Below are 15,774 nucleotides of genomic sequence, written 5' to 3' on the forward strand. Positions count from 1 at the left end.
GTCTCTTTTAATATCAACGGCCTGCGCGCCCGCCCACACCAACTGGCCGCCATCGTCGAAAAACACCAGCCGGACGTGATTGGCCTGCAGGAAACCAAAGTTCACGACGATATGTTCCCTCTCGAAGAGGTCGCCAAACTCGGCTATAACGTCTTTTATCATGGACAAAAAGGCCATTATGGCGTCGCGCTGCTGACCAAAGAGACGCCGATTGCCGTCCGCCGCGGTTTCCCGGACGATGGCGAAGAGGCTCAGCGCCGCATCATCATGGCGGAGATCCCGTCGCCTTTCGGCAACGTCACGGTGATTAACGGTTATTTCCCACAGGGTGAAAGCCGCGATCATGAAACCAAATTCCCGGCCAAAGCGGCGTTCTATCAGAATCTGCAGAACTATCTGGAGACCGAACTCAACAAAGAGAATCCGGTGCTGATCATGGGCGATATGAACATCAGTCCCACCGATCTCGATATCGGTATTGGTGAAGAGAACCGCAAACGCTGGCTGCGTACCGGCAAATGTTCCTTCCTGCCGGAAGAGCGGGAGTGGATGGATCGCCTGCTGGGCTGGGGCCTGGTGGATACCTGGCGTCAGGCTAATCCGGACAATCAGGAGCACTTCTCGTGGTTCGATTACCGCTCCAAAGGCTTCGACGATAACCGCGGGCTGCGCATCGACCTGCTGCTGGCCAGCCAGCCTCTGGCCCAGCGCTGCGTGGAGACCGGAATCGATTATGAGATCCGCGGAATGGAAAAACCGTCCGACCACGCGCCGGTGTGGGCCACCTTCCGGCCATAATTTACGCCCTTCTCTCGCCTCCCGCTGTGCGGGGGGCAGAATTTCCTGAGCAAAATCAACAAAGCGACGGTAAACCATTGTGACGGTCGTCGGAACAGGATACTGTCGCGCGCACTTTTTGATGTCCACTGCGTCCAGACTGTACAGGAGCACCCCTCATGCAAAAGAAGCCGTCATCCGGCCATTGGTAAAGGGCTGGGACTTCTCGCGCTGGTGGCCACGCTGGCCGTTATCAGCCATCGCGTCGGTCTCCACGATCTGCTGACTCACCTTCATCTGCTTCAGGACACCCTGCGCCATCAGGGCGCCTGGGGATATCTGGTCTATGTCGCGCTGTTTATCATTGCCACCCTGTGTCTGATCCCCGGCAGCCTGCTGGTGATCGCCGGCGGGATGCTCTTCGGCCCGCTGACAGGCTCCCTGCTCTCGTTTGCCGCCGCCACCCTCGCCTCTTCGCTGTCGTTTTTAATCGCCCGCTGGCTTGGGCGCGACCTGCTGCAGCGCTATGTGGGCCATACCGCCGTCTTTCAGGCGATTGAGCGCGGTATCGCCCGCAGCGGCTGCGATTTCCTGATCCTCACCCGCCTGGTGCCGCTCTTTCCCTACAACATTCAGAATTACGCCTACGGCCTGACGGCGATCCCTTTCTGGCCCTTTACCCTGATCTCCGCCGTGACTACCCTGCCGGGCCTGGTCATCTATTCGGTAATGGCCAGCGAGCTGGCCCGCGAGGGCGTAACTCTCGCCTTCGCGCTCAAACTGAGCCTCGCCGGCGGGCTGCTGTTTGCCCTGGTGCAGATGGGCAAACGGTTTGCCCGCGCCCGCCGTATGGCAACGCCCGGCGAGGAGGTGCGCCATGACCCAACCTGATCGCCGTCACCTGCGCCGCGCCCGGCTGGCCCTTGCCGTGGTGGCCGTCGCCGGGCTGGCCGCCTGGTGGTGGTTCCCCGGCGGGCGAACCTTTCTGCAGCAGAGTCTGACGGCGTTAGCCTCCCTGGATCCGCAGCAGGTCAGAGGGTTTATCGCCGCCTGGGGGCCGCAGGCCGCGCTGGTCTCATTTGCGCTGATGATCCTCCAGGCGATCGTCGCTCCGCTGCCGGCTTTCCTGATTACCCTGGCGAACGCCGCCCTGTTCGGCGCCTTCTGGGGCGGTGCGCTGTCATGGTTCAGCGCCATGGTCGGGGCCGGGCTCTGCTTCTGCATCGCCAGAGCGCTGGGGCGCGAAGTGGTGGAAAAACTCACCGGCCGCGCGGTGCTGCGCAGCGTCGACGGCTATTTCACTCGCTTTGGCCCGCAGACGATCCTGGTCTGCCGCCTGCTGCCGTTTGTGCCGTTTGACCCGGTCAGCTATGCCGCCGGACTAACCTCGCTGCGCTTCTGGCTCTTTATGCTGGCCACCGGCGTGGGCCAGCTGCCGGCGACTATCGTCTATTCCTGGGCCGGGAGTCTGCTCACCGGGGGCACCTTCTGGCTGGCCACCGGGCTTTCGCTGCTTTTTACCCTGGCGGTGGTCATCTCTATCGCCAAAAATATTTACCGTGAACGTCATAAGAGATCGTCGCCATGAGCTTACCCCCGCTGGATTCTGTCCCCCTGATCCTTCGTCCGCAGGCCTGGCTGCACCGCCGGCATTACGGCCAGGTGCTGAGCCCCATTCGCTGGTGGGGACGGATCCCATGGCTGTTTTACCTGGTTTCGCTGTTCGTGGGCTACATTGAACGCCGCCGCTCGCCGCTGGATCCGGTGCTGCGGTCGCTGGTCAGCGCCCGCATCGCCCAACTGTGCCACTGTGAATTCTGTATCGATATCACCAGCATGACCCTCGCGGCGCGGAGCGGCAGCCAGGACAAGCTGCTGGCGGTCGCCGACTGGCGCAGCAGTACGCTGTTCAGCGAAAAAGAGCGTCTGGCGCTGGCCTATGCCGAAGCCGCCACCCAGACGCCGCCGGCGGTGGATGATGCCCTGCGCAGCGCGATGGCCGCGCATTTTGACGCCAGGGCGCTCACCGAGCTGACCGCCCTGATCGGCCTGCAAAATTTATCAGCGCGGTTCAATGCCGCGATGGCGATCCCGGCCCAGGGGTTGTGTCAGATGCCCACCTCTTCCCCGCAGAATAAGGAGTAACGATGCGCCGTTTGCGTGATTTCAGCCTCTGTCTGTGCCTGCTGCTGCTCTGGCCGCTGGCGGTTAATGCCAACGACAGCTGGCGGCAGATCCAAACGGAAGCCCGCGGGCAGACCGTCTGGTTTAACGCCTGGGGCGGGGACCCGGCCGTCAACCGCTATCTGGCGTGGGTCAGCGAGGAGGTCAAACGCCACTACGCGATCGACCTGCGTATTGTCCCCATCGCCGACGCCGCCGACGCAGTGAAACGCATCCAGAGCGAGGCGCAGGCCGGCCGTCGCCGGGGCGGGTCGGTGGATCTGCTGTGGATCAACGGCGAAAACTTTCGCACGCTTAAGCAGGCCAACCTGCTGCTCACCGGCTGGGCCGAATCGCTGCCCAACTGGCGCTTTGTCGATCTGCAAAAGCCGGTTCGGGAGGACTTTTCTGTCGCCACCGACGGTACGGAGTCGCCGTGGGGCAGCGCCCAGCTGACGTTTATCGTCCGCCGCGGGCAAACGCCGCAGCCACCCACCAGCCCGCAGGCGCTGCTGGCCTTCGCCAGAGCCCATCCCGGCAGCGTGACCTACCCGCGGCCGCCGGACTTCACCGGCACCGCCCTGCTGGAGCAACTGCTGATCGCCCTCACCGACCAGCCGGCCGCCCTGCGCCAGCCGCCGCAGACGGCGACCTTCGCGGCGGTCACGGCCCCGCTGTGGCGCTATCTCGATGCGCTGCACCCGGCCCTGTGGCGGGCGGGCAAGGATTTCCCGGCGTCGCCGGCACGGATGGATACCATGCTCAACAATGGCACCCTCCGCTTATCACTCACGTTTAACCCGCTGCACGCCCGGCAGAAAGCCGCCAGCGGCGAATTACCGACGGACAGCTACAGCTTCGGCTTCACCGCGGGGACCCTCGGCAACGTCCATTTCGTTACCATCCCGGCTAACGCCCGCGCCGTCGCTGGAGCCAAAGTGGTGGCCAATTTCCTGCTCTCGCCTGAAGCGCAGCTGCGCAAGGCCGATGCCGCCGTCTGGGGCGATCCGAGCGTACTGGACCCGCAGCGTCTGCCTGACGGCCAGCGTCAGGCGCTGGCGGCTACCGTGCCGCAGGATCTACCGCCGGTGCTTGCCGAGCCGCACGCGGCATGGGTTGACGCGCTGGAGCAGGAATGGCTGCGCCGCTACGGTACCCACTGATCCTGCTGGCCTGGGGGACGATGGCGGCGATCTATCTGCCGTTGCTCCCCGCCGCCGGGGAACTGGTGGGCGCTGCGCGCTCCCCGGCCCACTGGCGGGCGCTGTTCGCCGACCCGCAGCTGGGCCAGGCGCTGGCCGCCACGCTCGTCTCGACGCTGCTGTCCGTCGGCGGCGCGCTGCTGATCGCCCTGACCGTCGTCGCTGCCCTCTGGCCCTCGCTCCGCTGGCGGCGACTGGCTTCCCGTCTGCCGCTGCTGCTGGCGGTACCCCATCTTGCCCTGGCGACGGCGGCGCTGCTGCTGTTCGCCGAAGGGGGTTGGATCTGGCAGTGGCTGCCGCTTCTGACGCCGCCGGTCGACCGGTATGGCATCGGGCTTGGCCTGACGATGGCCCTGAAAGAGAGCGCCTTTGTGCTGTGGGTGATCTATGGCCTGCTGGGGGAGAAACGCCTCGCCGACCAGGCGACCGCGCTGAAGAGCCTCGGCTACGGCCGCTGGCAGTGCCTGCGCTGGCTGGTGCTGCCCGCCCTGCTGCCCGCCCTCGGCATGGTGCTGCTGGCCGCCACCGCCTGGAGTCTGTCGGCGGTCGATGTCGCCCTGGTGCTGGGGCCCGGCAATCCGCCCACTCTCGCCGTGCTGGCGTGGCAGTGGTTAAGCCAGGGCGATGACCTGCAGCAGGCCAAAGGGGCGCTGGCCAGCCTGTTACTGATGACGATCCTCGGCGGGCTGGCGCTGGTGGCCTGGGGAGGGTGGCGGATACAGCGCCAGTACCAGCCCAATCTGCGCGGTATTCGTCACCCTCATCCTCATGCCCTGCCCGGCCGCCTGCTGGCGGCGCTGCTGCCGCTGAGCGGTCTGCTGGGCGCGCTATTGCTGGCGGGGCTGGCGCGCTCAGCGCCACCGCAGATGGATGCCCTCGGCAACAGCCTTGGCCTGGCGCTGGCGGCCTGCGCCCTCGGCGCGGCTGTCTGCCTGCTGTGGCTGGCCTGCGGCCCGACGCGGGGAGATGGCTGGGTCTGGCTGCCGCTGGTCCTCCCGGCCCTGCCGCTGGCCGCTGGCCAGTACCGGCTGGCGCTGTACGCCTGGCTAGACGGCGAATGGTGGACCGTCCTGTGGGGCCATCTGCTGTGGGTGGTGCCATGGATGCTGTTTATTTTGCGCCCGGCCTGGCGCCAGCGCGATCCGCGGATGGCGGTAATCGCCCGCACGCTCGGCTGGGGGCCCACGCGTATTTTCTGGCTGCTGACCCTGCCCTCGCTGACCCGCCCGCTGCTGACCGCGCTGGCGGTGGGCTTTTCCGTGAGCATCGCGCAGTATCTGCCGACGCTATGGCTGGGGGCAGGCCGTATCCCGACGCTCACCAGTCAGGCGGTGGCGCTCAGCAGCGGCGGCGAGGTGCAGACGCTCGCCGCCCAGGCGCTGTGGCTATTACTGCTGCCGGCGGTATGCTTTACCCTGACGGCCCTTCTCGCCTGGCTGGCGGGCCGCTATCGGCGAGGACTTCGCTAGTGCTAACCGTAAACCATCTGACCCTGAGCGTGAAACGTCAGCCGCTGCTGCGGGAGGTCGCCTTTTCGGTGGCGCCTGGAGAAGTGCTGACGCTGATGGGCCCCTCCGGTAGCGGAAAATCGACGCTGTTTGCCTGGATGATTGGCGCCCTGGCCGGCGACTTCCGCGCCGAGGGCGAGCTGTGGCTCAATGGACGTCGCTGCGATACGCTGCCGACGGAGCATCGACGCATCGGCATCCTGTTTCAGGACCCGTTACTGTTCGACCATTTCAGCGTCGGGCAAAATTTACAGCTGGCGCTGCCGGAGAGTGTGCGCGGCGAGGCGCGAAAAGCCGCAGTGGAGCAAGCGCTCAGCCGCGCCGGGCTGCATGGCTTCGCCCCACGCGACCCGGCCACGCTCTCCGGCGGGCAGCGGGCGCGGGTGAGCCTGCTGCGCGCCCTGCTGGCGCGCCCCAAGGCGCTGCTGCTCGATGAACCCTTCAGCCGTCTGGATGCCACCCTGCGCGCCGCGTTCCGCCGCTGGGTTTTTGAGGAACTGGCCCGCCAGGCCATTCCGGCGATCCTGGTGACCCACGATCGCGAGGACGGTCCGCCGGCGGGACGCTGCCTGGCGATGGAGACCTGGCAATGAAGAGCAATAGCGTGCAAACCTGCGTTACCGCAAAGAAATCGGCGCCTGGCGAGCGGAGAATACGCCCTCCACTTTTTACCGTCGGGCATTTCGATGAAACGTGTTTCTCAATTGACCGCACTCGCCCTGCTTATGGGGCTTGCTGCTTCCACCACCTGCGCCGCTGAAACCATGCCAGCGCTCACTCTCTCCCACCTGCAACAGCAGCACGGCGTGGCCATTGACACCCGCCTGAGCGCTTATTACAACGGCTGGCCTCAGCGCGCCAACGGCCCCGAAGGTCATGAGCCGCAGGCCCTGAATCTTTCCGCCCGCTGGCTCGGCGCCATGAGCGACGATCAGCTCCGCGCCTGGGCTAAGCAGCACCAGATCCAGCCGGATACCCCCGTCGCGCTGTACGGCAACCCGGAAGATAATGCCAGCGTCGCGGCGCGGCTGAAACAAGCGGGCTTCACCCGGCTCAGCACCCTGAGCGATGCGCTGAGCCAGACCGACCGCCTGCAAAAGCTGCCGCACTTTGAACAGCTGGTCTACCCCCAGTGGCTGCACGACCTGCAGCAGGGAAAACGCGTAGCCGCCGCCCCGACCGGCGACTGGAAAGTGTTCGAAGCCGCCTGGGGAGCGCCGAAACTCTATCTGCTGAGCCATATCCCTGGCGCGGGCTATATCGATACCAATGAGGTGGAAAGCGAACCGCTGTGGAATAAAGTGTCCGACGCACAGCTGAAAGCGATGCTGGCGAAGCACGGCATCCGGCATGACACCACGGTGATCCTCTACGGTCGCGACGTCTACGCCGCAGCGCGGGTGGCGCAGATCATGCTGTACGCCGGGGTCAAAGACGTGCGCCTGCTTGACGGCGGCTGGCAGACCTGGTCCGACGCCGGGCTGCCGGTCGAGCGCGGCATGCCGCCGGCGCAGCAGCCGGCGCAGGACTTCGGCGCGCCGATCCCCGGCCAGCCGCAGCTGATGCTGGATACCGAACAAGCCCGCGGGCTGCTGCATCGTCAGGACGCCTCGCTGGTCAGCGTCCGCTCGTGGCCGGAGTTTATCGGCACCACCAGCGGCTACAGCTATATCAAGCCGAAGGGCGACATCGCCGGCGCCCGCTGGGGCCACGCCGGGAGCGACTCCACGCACATGGAAGACTTCCATAACCCGGACGGCACCATGCGCAGCGCTGACGATATCGCTACCCTGTGGCGCCAGTGGAACATTCTGCCGAGCCAGCAGGTGGCGTTCTATTGCGGGACCGGCTGGCGGGCCTCGGAAACCTTCATGTATGCCCGCGCCATGGGCTGGCCGCACGTCGCGGTGTACGACGGCGGCTGGTACGAATGGAGCAGCAACCCGCACAATCCGGTCGCCCGCGGCGAACGCGGCCCGGAAAGCAGTCAGTAACACGCCCCACCAGCGCGTCGCCCCCAGCCAGCGACGCGCGCTTTCCCGCTCACACCACCCGCTTTAAGGTCTGGTAGCCACTGCAGATGCGCGTCGCCGTCGTCAGCCAGCACAGCGCGCCAAACAGCCACGCCAGCCAGGCGAAATACGCCGGAAACAGGCAGCCGAGGACAAACAACAGGATGGTCTCCGTCCCCTCCGTCAGGCCCCCAAGATAGTACAGCGATTTATGGGCGTAGCCGGGATTGGCGATCTGATGCCTGGCCGCCAGTGCGGCAAAAGCGAGAAAGCTGCTGCCGGTGCCGATAAAGGCAAACAGCAGCCAGGCCCCCGCCAGGGCATTGTTCAGCGGATCCGCCAGAATAAAGCCGAACGGCACCAGGGCGTAGAAGAGAAAATCCAGTGCGATATCGAGAAAGCCCCCCGCGTCCGTGAGCCCGCGCCGCCGCGCCAGAGCGCCGTCCAGACCATCCAGCAGGCGGTTGAAGAGAATAGCGACCAGCGCCGCGCTATACCACCCCAGCGCCAGAAAGGGCAGAGCCAGCACGCCGATGGCAAAACCGAGGAGCGTCAGCCCGTCCGGTGAAATACCCGGGCGGTCAAGCGCGCCGGCGACAGCATTAAGCAGGGGTTTGAGGCGCGGATGCAGGTGGCTATCAAGCACGGAGGTCTCCAGCAGGGGTGGCGGTTGTCAGTCAAGGTCTATGGCGGTGATAATAGGCCAGATTCGTCTTATTCACCTTGATGCTTATGCTAAAAATGATTGATGTTGTCGCAGCCATTATTGAACAGGATGGCAAGATTCTGCTGGCGCAGCGTCCGCCCCACGCCGACCAGCCGGGGATGTGGGAGTTCGCTGGCGGCAAAGTGGAGCCTGGTGAAAGCCAGCCGCAGGCGCTGGCCCGCGAGCTACAGGAGGAGATGGGCATCATCGCCCACCCGGCATGCTATATCGCCAGCCATCAGCGGGAAGTCTCCGGCCGCCAGATCCACCTGCACGCCTGGTGGGTGCCGCACTTTCAGGGCATACCGCTGGCCCACTATCACACTCAGCTGCGCTGGTGCCTGCCCGCTGACGCCTTAACCCTCGATCTCGCCCCGGCCGATATTCCTCTGCTGCATGCCTTTATCGCCCAGCGCCCGACCCTTTCCGGCCGCTGATCCGCCCGCCGCCTCGTCATCGTTTTTAGTTATGACGGGCGGACAATTATAAATTTTGTTGTCGGCTTAATTTTTCCTTGCTTGCCTAAGGATTAGCGGTGTTATAGTCGGAAAATCGGTTTTTTCAAGGACCGAATCATAATAAATACATGCAACCACAACCATAAGGGGAACTTATATCTATGGATCAGACGTGCACTCTGGAAGGCTTTCTCACCCGCGTTCAACAGCGCGATCCTCATCAAACCGAATTTGCTCAAGCCGTCCGGGAGGTGATGACCACCCTGTGGCCTTTCCTTGAGGAAAATCCGCGCTATCGTCAGCTTGCTTTGCTGGAACGTCTGGTGGAACCGGAGCGCGTGATCCAGTTCCGCGTGGTGTGGGTGGATGACCGCAATCAGGTCCAGGTCAACCGCGCGTGGCGCGTGCAGTTCAACTCGGCCATCGGCCCGTATAAAGGCGGGATGCGTTTCCACCCGTCGGTTAACCTGTCGATTCTCAAATTCCTTGGCTTCGAGCAGACCTTCAAAAACGCCCTGACCACCCTGCCGATGGGCGGCGGGAAAGGCGGCAGCGATTTCGATCCTAAAGGCAAGAGCGATGGCGAAGTGATGCGCTTCTGCCAGGCGCTGATGACCGAGCTCTATCGCCACCTTGGCCCGGATACCGACGTACCGGCGGGCGATATCGGCGTCGGCGGCCGCGAAGTCGGCTTTATGGCCGGGATGATGCGCAAGCTCTCCAACAACAGCGCCTGCGTCTTTACTGGTAAAGGCCTCTCCTTTGGCGGCAGCCTGATCCGTCCGGAAGCCACCGGTTACGGTCTGATCTACTTCACCGAAGCGATGCTCAAACGTCACGGCCTCGGCTTCGAAGGCGCTCGCGTGGCGGTTTCCGGCTCCGGCAACGTCGCGCAATACGCCATTGAGAAAGCGATGGAGCTTGGCGCGCGGGTGGTCACCGCCTCCGACTCCAACGGCACCGTCGTTGACGAAGCGGGCTTCACCAAAGAAAAACTGGCCCGCCTGATCGACATTAAAGAGCGTGCCCATGGCCGCGTGGCCGACTACGCCCGCGAATTTGGCCTCACCTATCTTGAAGGCCAGCAGCCGTGGTCAGTGCCGGTGGATATCGCCCTGCCTTGCGCGACCCAGAACGAACTGGACGTCGATGCCGCCCGCCAGCTGATTGCCAATGGCGTGAAGGCCGTGGCGGAAGGCGCCAACATGCCGACCACCATCGCCGCAACCGACCTGTTCCTGGAAGCTGACGTGCTGTTTGCCCCTGGCAAAGCGGCCAACGCCGGCGGCGTGGCGACTTCCGGTCTGGAGATGGCGCAGAACGCCGCGCGCATGGGCTGGAAAGCGGAAAAAGTGGATGCCCGTCTGCATCACATCATGCTGGATATCCACCACGCTTGCGTGCAGTACGGCGGCGAAGCGAAGCAGACCAACTACGTGCGCGGTGCGAATATCGCCGGTTTCGTGAAAGTCGCGGATGCCATGCTGGCCCAGGGCGTGATTTAACCTCCCCTGACGCATCCCGGCGGCTGCCCGCCGGGATGCGTCTCACGACGTCATCGTGATCACCACTTTCCCCAGATGCTGACCACTGTCCAGGCAGGCATGGGCCTCGGCAACCTCCGCCATCGGGTAGCTGGCGTAGATCATCGGCTTGCATTTCCCTGCCTCAAGCAGCGGCCAGACGTGGCGCCGCAGCGCCTCGGCAATCTCCTGTTTCTCCGCCGCCGTCCGGCCGCGCATGGTTGAGCCGGTGATGGTGGCTCGCTTGAGCATCAGGGTCTGAATATCAACCTCATGAGCGATTCGTCCGCCCATAAAGCCGATGATCACCAGCCGTCCATCCTTTTTCAGTATCCCAAGGTTGCGGTTAAAGTAAGGGCCGCCAACGATATCCAGAATGACATCCACGCCTTCATCGTGGGTCAGCTGGCCGATTTTTTCCGCAAAATCATCGGTTTTGTAGTTAATCGCCGTAGCATAGGGACGTAGGGCAGCGATTTTTTCGTCCTGGCCAACGGTGGCATAGACGGTCATCCCCAGCGCGTGGCACAGCAGGACCGCGGTGGTGCCAATCCCGCTGGCGCCGCCGTGGATCAGGATGCTTTCGCCAGGCTGCAGCTTACCCAGCTGGAAGACATTCGCCCAGACGGTGAAGAACGTTTCCGGAATGGCGGCCGCTTCGCTAAAGATGAGGCCCGCCGGGATCGGCAGCGTCTGGCCTGCCGGCACGGCGCAGTATTCGGCATAGCCGCCGCCGTTGGTGAGCGCACAAACGCGATCGCCGGGCGTAAACGCTGTGACCTGCGCGCCGACCTCAACCACAACGCCCGCCACCTCCAGGCCAGGTACGGGGGTGACGCCCTTGGGCATAGGGTACAGCCCCTGGCGCTGCAGGATATCCGGCCGGTTGACGCCGGCGGCCTTCACCTCAATGAGCACCTCATTCTCCCCAATAGCAGGGATTTCTCCTTCGCGGATCTGCAATACCTCCGGGCCGCCCGGTTGGCTAATAGCGATATATTTCACGGGTCCTCCTTATCGCCGGTGAGAGAAATGAGCAACATTATCGGCAAGCGCGAAGACGCATTCAGGGGGGAAGTCGTCAAGCCCTGCCCGGCTGTTTAGTGTAGACCATTGACCTGGCTGGCGGAGAAGCGGTGGCCGCGGGGATTCGCATCCTCGCGATCACCGGCGGGTTACTGCGGCGGCGGCGCAGCATCGTCTGCCGCTTTTTTCCCTTTCGGCTTGCCTTTACCTTTGCTGAACGACTTTTTCGCCCCGCCCGGCGCGGCCAGGCCGCGGAACTGGCGCACTGGCGTGCTCCGTGCCTGATCGATCAGCTGGAACAGCGTCCCCACCAGCGGCTGCATAAAGTCCTGATAGCGGCACTGCTTTTCGCTGATCTGCGTCAGGACCGATTCCCAGTGGGCGGTCATATCCGGACGCGCGGCCATCTCCGGCAGGGAGTGAATCAGCGCCCGGCCAGCGTCCGAGGAGTGGATATAACGCCCCTTTTTGGTCAGGAAACCGCGCTTGAACAGCAGCTCGATAATCCCGGCGCGGGTCGCTTCTGTGCCGAGACCGTCGGTGGCGCGGAGGATCTTCTTCAGATCTTTATCCTGCACGAAACGGGCAATCCCGGTCATCGCCGACAGCAGCGTGGCGTCGGTAAAGTGGCGCGGCGGCTGCGTCTGACGCTCCACCACTTCGCCCTTCTCGCACAGCAGTTCATCGTCTTTGGCCACCACCGGCAGCGGCGTGCCGTCGTTCTCTTCATCGCGCTCTTTGCTGCCCAGCAGCGTCCGCCAGCCAGCCTCTGCCAGAAAACGCGCCTTGGCGACAAACTTGCCGTTGGCGATCTCGAGGTCAATCTGGCATTTGCGGAACACCGCGTCCGGGCAGAACTGCATCAGATACTGCCGGGCGATCAGGTGGTAGACCTTCGCTTCGTTATCGGTGAGCTTGACCTGGCTGCTGCGGGCGGTCGGGATAATCGCATGGTGCGCATCGACCTTTTTATCATCCCAGCAGCGGTTGCGGATCTCCGGATCCATCACCGGCTGCGGCAGCAGGTCCGCCGCATGGACGGCAATCGCATTCAGCACCGCATGACGGCCGGCGAAGTGCTCTTCCGGCAGGTAGCGGCTATCCGAACGCGGGTAGGTAATGAGCTTGTGGGTTTCGTACAGCTTCTGGCAGATATCCAGCACGTTTTGCGCGCTGAAGCCGAAACGTTTGGCCGCCTCAATCTGTAGCGCCGACAGCGAGAATGGCAGCGGCGCGGGTTCGGAATCGCGCTTATCGTTATAGCCGGTCACCAGCGCCGGCTGGCCTTCGATGCGCTTAACCACGTGCTCAGCCAGTGGACGATGCAGCAGACGCCCTTCTTCATCCTGATAAGGTTCGCAGGCTTCGCTTGGCACCCAGGTGGCGACAAAACGTTCCTCCTGCGGCGTGACGATATGCGCCTTCACGTCGAAGAAGTCTTTGGCGACGAAGTTTTCAATCTCTTCATCACGGCGAACCACCAGGCCAAGTACCGGGGTCTGCACCCGCCCCACGGACAGTACCCCCTGATAGCCGGCGTTGCGCCCCAGCAGAGTATAGGCGCGGGTCATATTGATGCCGTACAGCCAGTCGGCACGCGCCCGCGCCAGCGCCGACACGCAGAGCGGCACGAACTCGCTGTTGGCGCGCAGGCGATTGATCGCCCGCTCCACCGCCTGCGGGTTGAGATCGTTAATCAGACAGCGCTGCACCTGCTGACGCTTCTCCGGCGCCAGCTGCAGGTAATCGAGTACTTCGTCCACCAGCAGCTGCCCCTCACGGTCGGGGTCGCCGGCATGGATCACTTCCTGCGCCTCGCCAAGCAGACGCTTGATCACATTGAGCTGTTTGGTGACCGAGGGTTTGGGTTGTAGCTGCCATTTCTCCGGCACAATCGGCAGGTCGGTGAGATTCCAGCGGGCATAGCGGCTGTCATAGACGTCCGGCTGCGCCTGCTCCAGCAGATGGCCGATACACCAGGTGACCACCTGCCCGTTGCCGCACTCAATATAGCCATCGCCTTTGCGGTGCGGTTTAGGCAACACATCGGCGATAGCCCGACCGAGACTCGGTTTTTCCGCAATAAACAACCGCATCGAATCAACGGATCTCGATCATGGGTCGTCCGCCGCGGGCGGTGACCAGCTCGCCAATGGCGGCCAGCTTAATGCCGAACTCCGCCGCAGCGGCCTGGACTTCGGCTTCCGCTTCCGGAGTCACCGCCAGCAGCAGGCCGCCGGAGGTCTGCGGATCGCACAGCAGGTCCCGCCACTCCGCCGGCATCTCGCCCATCAGATGGCCGTAGCTGGCAAAGTTGCGCCCGGTGCCGCCCGGCACCGCGCCGGCGGCAATATAGCCTTCCACCCCCGGCAGTTTTGGGATATCGGCATAGCGCAGCTGCGCCTGCACGCCGGCCCCGCGGCACACCTCGCTGAGATGGCCGAGCAGGCCAAAGCCGGTGACGTCGGTCATCGCCTTCACTCCGTCGATGGCGGCAAACGCGGCGCCGGCGAGGTTCATCTGGCACATGGTCTCCGTCGCCAGTCCATGATGCTCTGGCTTGAGCAGCGATTTTTTCTCCGCGGTGGTCAGCACACCGATCCCCAGCGGTTTGGTGAGATACAGTTTGCAGCCCGCCTGCGCAGTGCTGTTTTTCTTGATGCGCTCGGTGGGCACCACGCCGGTGACCGCCAGACCGAAGATCGGCTCCGGAGCGTCAATGGAATGGCCGCCTGCCAGCGCGATCCCGGCCTGCTGGCAGGCAAAGCGCCCGCCCTCGACCACTTCACGGGCAATTTCCGGCGCCAGGGTGTTGATCGGCCAGCCAAGGATGGCAATCGCCATAATCGGTTTCCCGCCCATGGCGAAAATATCGCTGATGGCGTTGGTGGCGGCGATGCGGCCAAAGTCGAACGGATTATCGACGATCGGCATAAAGAAATCGGTGGTGCTAACGATTGACGTGCCGTTACCAAGATCGTAGACGGCGGCATCGTCGCTGGTTTCGTTGCCGACAAGCAGGTTCGGATCGACAAACTTCGCCTGCTCGCTATGCAGGATGGATTCCAGCACCTTCGGGGAAATTTTACAACCACAACCGGCTCCGTGGCTGTATTGCGTTAAACGAATGGCTTGCTCGCTCATGGACATCTCCTGTCATTGCAATCCCGCTATGTTAGCGCCCAAACGCCAGGGTGGTAAGTACGACAGTCTGAAATCGCGTATGGTTGCTCATTAAGCAGACAAAAAGCCGTTTTTGCGAGACACGGCAATTTTTTCCCGACCATTTTCACTTTTACTTAAAGATGACAGAAATGTGACAACACAGAACTGTCTTCTCTGGAATGATTATGACGTAAGGAAATTCTAATGAAAAAGCGTGTTCTTGCTCTTTGCCTGGCCAGTTTCTTCTCCGTTAACGCCTTTGCTCTGGTTCCCCCCGGGAACGATGTCACCACCAAGCCCGATCTCTACTATCTGACCAATGCCCAGGCCATCGACAGCCTGGCGCTGTTGCCACCGCCGCCGGCGGTGGGCAGTATCGCGTTCTTAAACGATCAGGCGATGTATGAGCAGGGGCGTCTGCTGCGCAATACCGAGCGCGGGAAGCTGGCGGCAGAGGATGCCAACCTCAGCGCGGGCGGCGTGGCCAATGCCTTCTCCAGCGCCTTTGGTTCCCCAATCACCGAGAAAGACGCGCCTCAGCTCCACAAACTGCTGACCAATATGATTGAAGACGCCGGCGATCTGGCGACCCGCGGCGCGAAAGAGAAATACATGCGCATTCGCCCGTTTGCGTTCTATGGCGTCTCCACCTGCAACACCACCGAGCAGGACAAGCTGTCGAAAAACGGCTCTTACCCGTCCGGGCATACCTCTATCGGCTGGGCCACCGCCCTGGTGCTGGCGGAGATCAACCCGCAGCGGCAAAATGAAATTTTGAAGCGCGGCTATGAGCTCGGCGAGAGCCGGGTGATCTGCGGCTATCACTGGCAGAGCGATGTCGATGCGGCGCGCATCGTCGGCTCCGCGGTGGTCGCTACGCTGCACACCAACCCGGCCTTCCAGCAGCAGTTGCAGAAAGCCAAAGACGAATTCGCCAAAACGCAGAAGTAACGTCATCGCCGTTGAACTCCCGGATGCGACGCCTGGCGCGCCTTGTCCGGGCTACAAAAACCGCGATTGATTCGAATGGTAGGGGTTGTAGGCCGGGTCAGGCGCGAGCTGCCACCCGGCATAGATGCGGCTCCGAGCCTGCTGCCATCGCCCGGCGGCGCTGCGCTTGCGCGGCCAGCCGGACGGTTCCCTCTCCCTCCGGGAGAGGGCCAGGGTGAGGGGAAGCACTGCAGTGTGGTTGTTTATGTTATCTGTGGCTTCAGCGTAGTTTGCGCTCCCGGTT

Annotated in this window: 15 protein-coding genes; 11 read left to right on the plus strand and 4 right to left on the minus strand. The window is 63.3% G+C overall.

Features of this window, described 5'->3' with window-relative positions; genetic code table 11:
* The 8 genes from xthA to CW267_RS21420 form a co-directional block, all read left to right on the plus strand.
* A partial coding sequence (gene xthA, locus CW267_RS21385; protein ID WP_101148655.1) for an exodeoxyribonuclease III occupies positions 1-798 on the plus strand: 798 nt, incomplete at its 5' end.
* Positions 799-1,011: 213 nt separating this feature from the next.
* Positions 1,012-1,668, plus strand: coding sequence for a TVP38/TMEM64 family protein (locus CW267_RS21390; RefSeq protein ID WP_012542082.1), 657 nt, complete (start codon positions 1,012-1,014; stop codon positions 1,666-1,668).
* A complete protein-coding gene (locus tag CW267_RS21395; protein ID WP_040151477.1) occupies positions 1,655-2,365 on the plus strand; it encodes a TVP38/TMEM64 family protein in 711 nt (236 codons plus the stop codon). The genes CW267_RS21390 and CW267_RS21395 overlap by 14 nt, the downstream gene beginning before the upstream one ends.
* Positions 2,362-2,922 (plus strand): carboxymuconolactone decarboxylase family protein, encoded by a 561-nt coding sequence (locus tag CW267_RS21400; protein ID WP_040151475.1) that lies wholly within the window; start codon positions 2,362-2,364, stop codon positions 2,920-2,922. Before CW267_RS21395 ends, CW267_RS21400 begins: the two co-directional genes overlap by 4 nt.
* 2 nt (positions 2,923-2,924) lie before the next feature.
* Complete coding sequence (locus CW267_RS21405; protein WP_100781357.1) at positions 2,925-4,103, plus strand: ABC transporter substrate-binding protein; 1,179 nt, start codon at positions 2,925-2,927, stop codon at positions 4,101-4,103.
* Positions 4,076-5,611, plus strand: a complete 1,536-nt coding sequence (locus CW267_RS21410; RefSeq protein WP_100781356.1) for an ABC transporter permease subunit — start codon at positions 4,076-4,078, stop codon at positions 5,609-5,611. The genes CW267_RS21405 and CW267_RS21410 overlap by 28 nt, the downstream gene beginning before the upstream one ends.
* Positions 5,611-6,243: an ATP-binding cassette domain-containing protein gene (locus CW267_RS21415; RefSeq protein ID WP_100781355.1), complete on the plus strand. Its 633-nt coding sequence runs from the start codon at positions 5,611-5,613 to the stop codon at positions 6,241-6,243. Before CW267_RS21410 ends, CW267_RS21415 begins: the two co-directional genes overlap by 1 nt.
* A gap of 93 nt (positions 6,244-6,336) precedes the next feature.
* Entirely contained in the window at positions 6,337-7,644 is a 1,308-nt protein-coding gene (locus CW267_RS21420) for a sulfurtransferase (protein WP_023297431.1), read from the plus strand.
* Between the two features lie 49 nt (positions 7,645-7,693).
* Here CW267_RS21420 and CW267_RS21425 read toward each other — a convergent pair whose 3' ends face one another.
* On the minus strand, positions 7,694-8,308 hold the full coding sequence (locus CW267_RS21425) for a CDP-alcohol phosphatidyltransferase family protein (protein WP_064170180.1): 615 nt from the start codon (positions 8,306-8,308) through the stop codon (positions 7,694-7,696).
* A gap of 86 nt (positions 8,309-8,394) precedes the next feature.
* Here CW267_RS21425 and CW267_RS21430 point away from each other — a divergent pair, with 86 nt between their 5' ends.
* Together CW267_RS21430 and gdhA are read left to right on the plus strand one after the other, a co-directional pair.
* The gene (locus CW267_RS21430) at positions 8,395-8,805 is read left to right on the plus strand and encodes a pyrimidine (deoxy)nucleoside triphosphate diphosphatase (protein WP_038422809.1); all 411 of its coding nucleotides are present in this window, start codon (positions 8,395-8,397) and stop codon (positions 8,803-8,805) included.
* Between the two features lie 182 nt (positions 8,806-8,987).
* Complete coding sequence (gene gdhA, locus CW267_RS21435) at positions 8,988-10,331, plus strand: NADP-specific glutamate dehydrogenase (RefSeq protein ID WP_008807617.1); 1,344 nt, start codon at positions 8,988-8,990, stop codon at positions 10,329-10,331.
* Positions 10,332-10,373: 42 nt separating this feature from the next.
* Here the strand turns inward: gdhA and CW267_RS21440 are convergent, their stop codons facing one another.
* The 3 genes from CW267_RS21440 to selD all read right to left on the minus strand — a co-directional run bounded on the left by CW267_RS21440 (position 10,374) and on the right by selD (position 14,519).
* Positions 10,374-11,354: an NAD(P)H-quinone oxidoreductase gene (locus CW267_RS21440; RefSeq protein WP_049164276.1), complete on the minus strand. Its 981-nt coding sequence runs from the start codon at positions 11,352-11,354 to the stop codon at positions 10,374-10,376.
* A 170-nt stretch (positions 11,355-11,524) separates the two neighbouring features.
* Entirely contained in the window at positions 11,525-13,471 is a 1,947-nt protein-coding gene (locus CW267_RS31085) for a DNA topoisomerase III (RefSeq protein WP_008807619.1), read from the minus strand.
* A gap of 4 nt (positions 13,472-13,475) precedes the next feature.
* Positions 13,476-14,519 (minus strand): selenide, water dikinase SelD, encoded by a 1,044-nt coding sequence (gene selD, locus CW267_RS21450; protein WP_100781354.1) that lies wholly within the window; start codon positions 14,517-14,519, stop codon positions 13,476-13,478.
* Between the two features lie 225 nt (positions 14,520-14,744).
* On the opposite strand from selD, the gene phoC reads away from it, so the two are divergent.
* The gene (gene phoC / locus CW267_RS21455; protein ID WP_008807621.1) at positions 14,745-15,491 is read left to right on the plus strand and encodes an acid phosphatase PhoC; all 747 of its coding nucleotides are present in this window, start codon (positions 14,745-14,747) and stop codon (positions 15,489-15,491) included.
* Positions 15,492-15,774: the final 283 nt, after the last annotated feature.

The sequence above is a fragment of the Klebsiella sp. X1-16S-Nf21 genome, from assembly GCF_002837615.1.
Lineage (GTDB): Bacteria > Pseudomonadota > Gammaproteobacteria > Enterobacterales > Enterobacteriaceae > Klebsiella > Klebsiella variicola.

Excerpts from the sequence above, each read along its gene's own strand:
- CW267_RS21400 (WP_040151475.1), top strand. The coding sequence starts at position 2,362 with ATGAGCTTACCCCCGCTGGATTCTGTCCCCCTGATCCTTCGTCCGCAG.
- CW267_RS21430 (WP_038422809.1), top strand. The coding sequence starts at position 8,395 with ATGCTAAAAATGATTGATGTTGTCGCAGCCATTATTGAACAGGATGGC.
- CW267_RS21395 (WP_040151477.1), top strand. The coding sequence starts at position 1,655 with ATGACCCAACCTGATCGCCGTCACCTGCGCCGCGCCCGGCTGGCCCTT.
- CW267_RS31085 (WP_008807619.1), bottom strand. The coding sequence starts at position 13,471 with ATGCGGTTGTTTATTGCGGAAAAACCGAGTCTCGGTCGGGCTATCGCC.
- gdhA (WP_008807617.1), top strand. The coding sequence starts at position 8,988 with ATGGATCAGACGTGCACTCTGGAAGGCTTTCTCACCCGCGTTCAACAG.
- CW267_RS21420 (WP_023297431.1), top strand. The coding sequence starts at position 6,337 with ATGAAACGTGTTTCTCAATTGACCGCACTCGCCCTGCTTATGGGGCTT.
- CW267_RS21410 (WP_100781356.1), top strand. The coding sequence starts at position 4,076 with ATGGCTGCGCCGCTACGGTACCCACTGATCCTGCTGGCCTGGGGGACG.
- CW267_RS21405 (WP_100781357.1), top strand. The coding sequence starts at position 2,925 with ATGCGCCGTTTGCGTGATTTCAGCCTCTGTCTGTGCCTGCTGCTGCTC.
- phoC (WP_008807621.1), top strand. The coding sequence starts at position 14,745 with ATGAAAAAGCGTGTTCTTGCTCTTTGCCTGGCCAGTTTCTTCTCCGTT.
- selD (WP_100781354.1), bottom strand. The coding sequence starts at position 14,519 with ATGAGCGAGCAAGCCATTCGTTTAACGCAATACAGCCACGGAGCCGGT.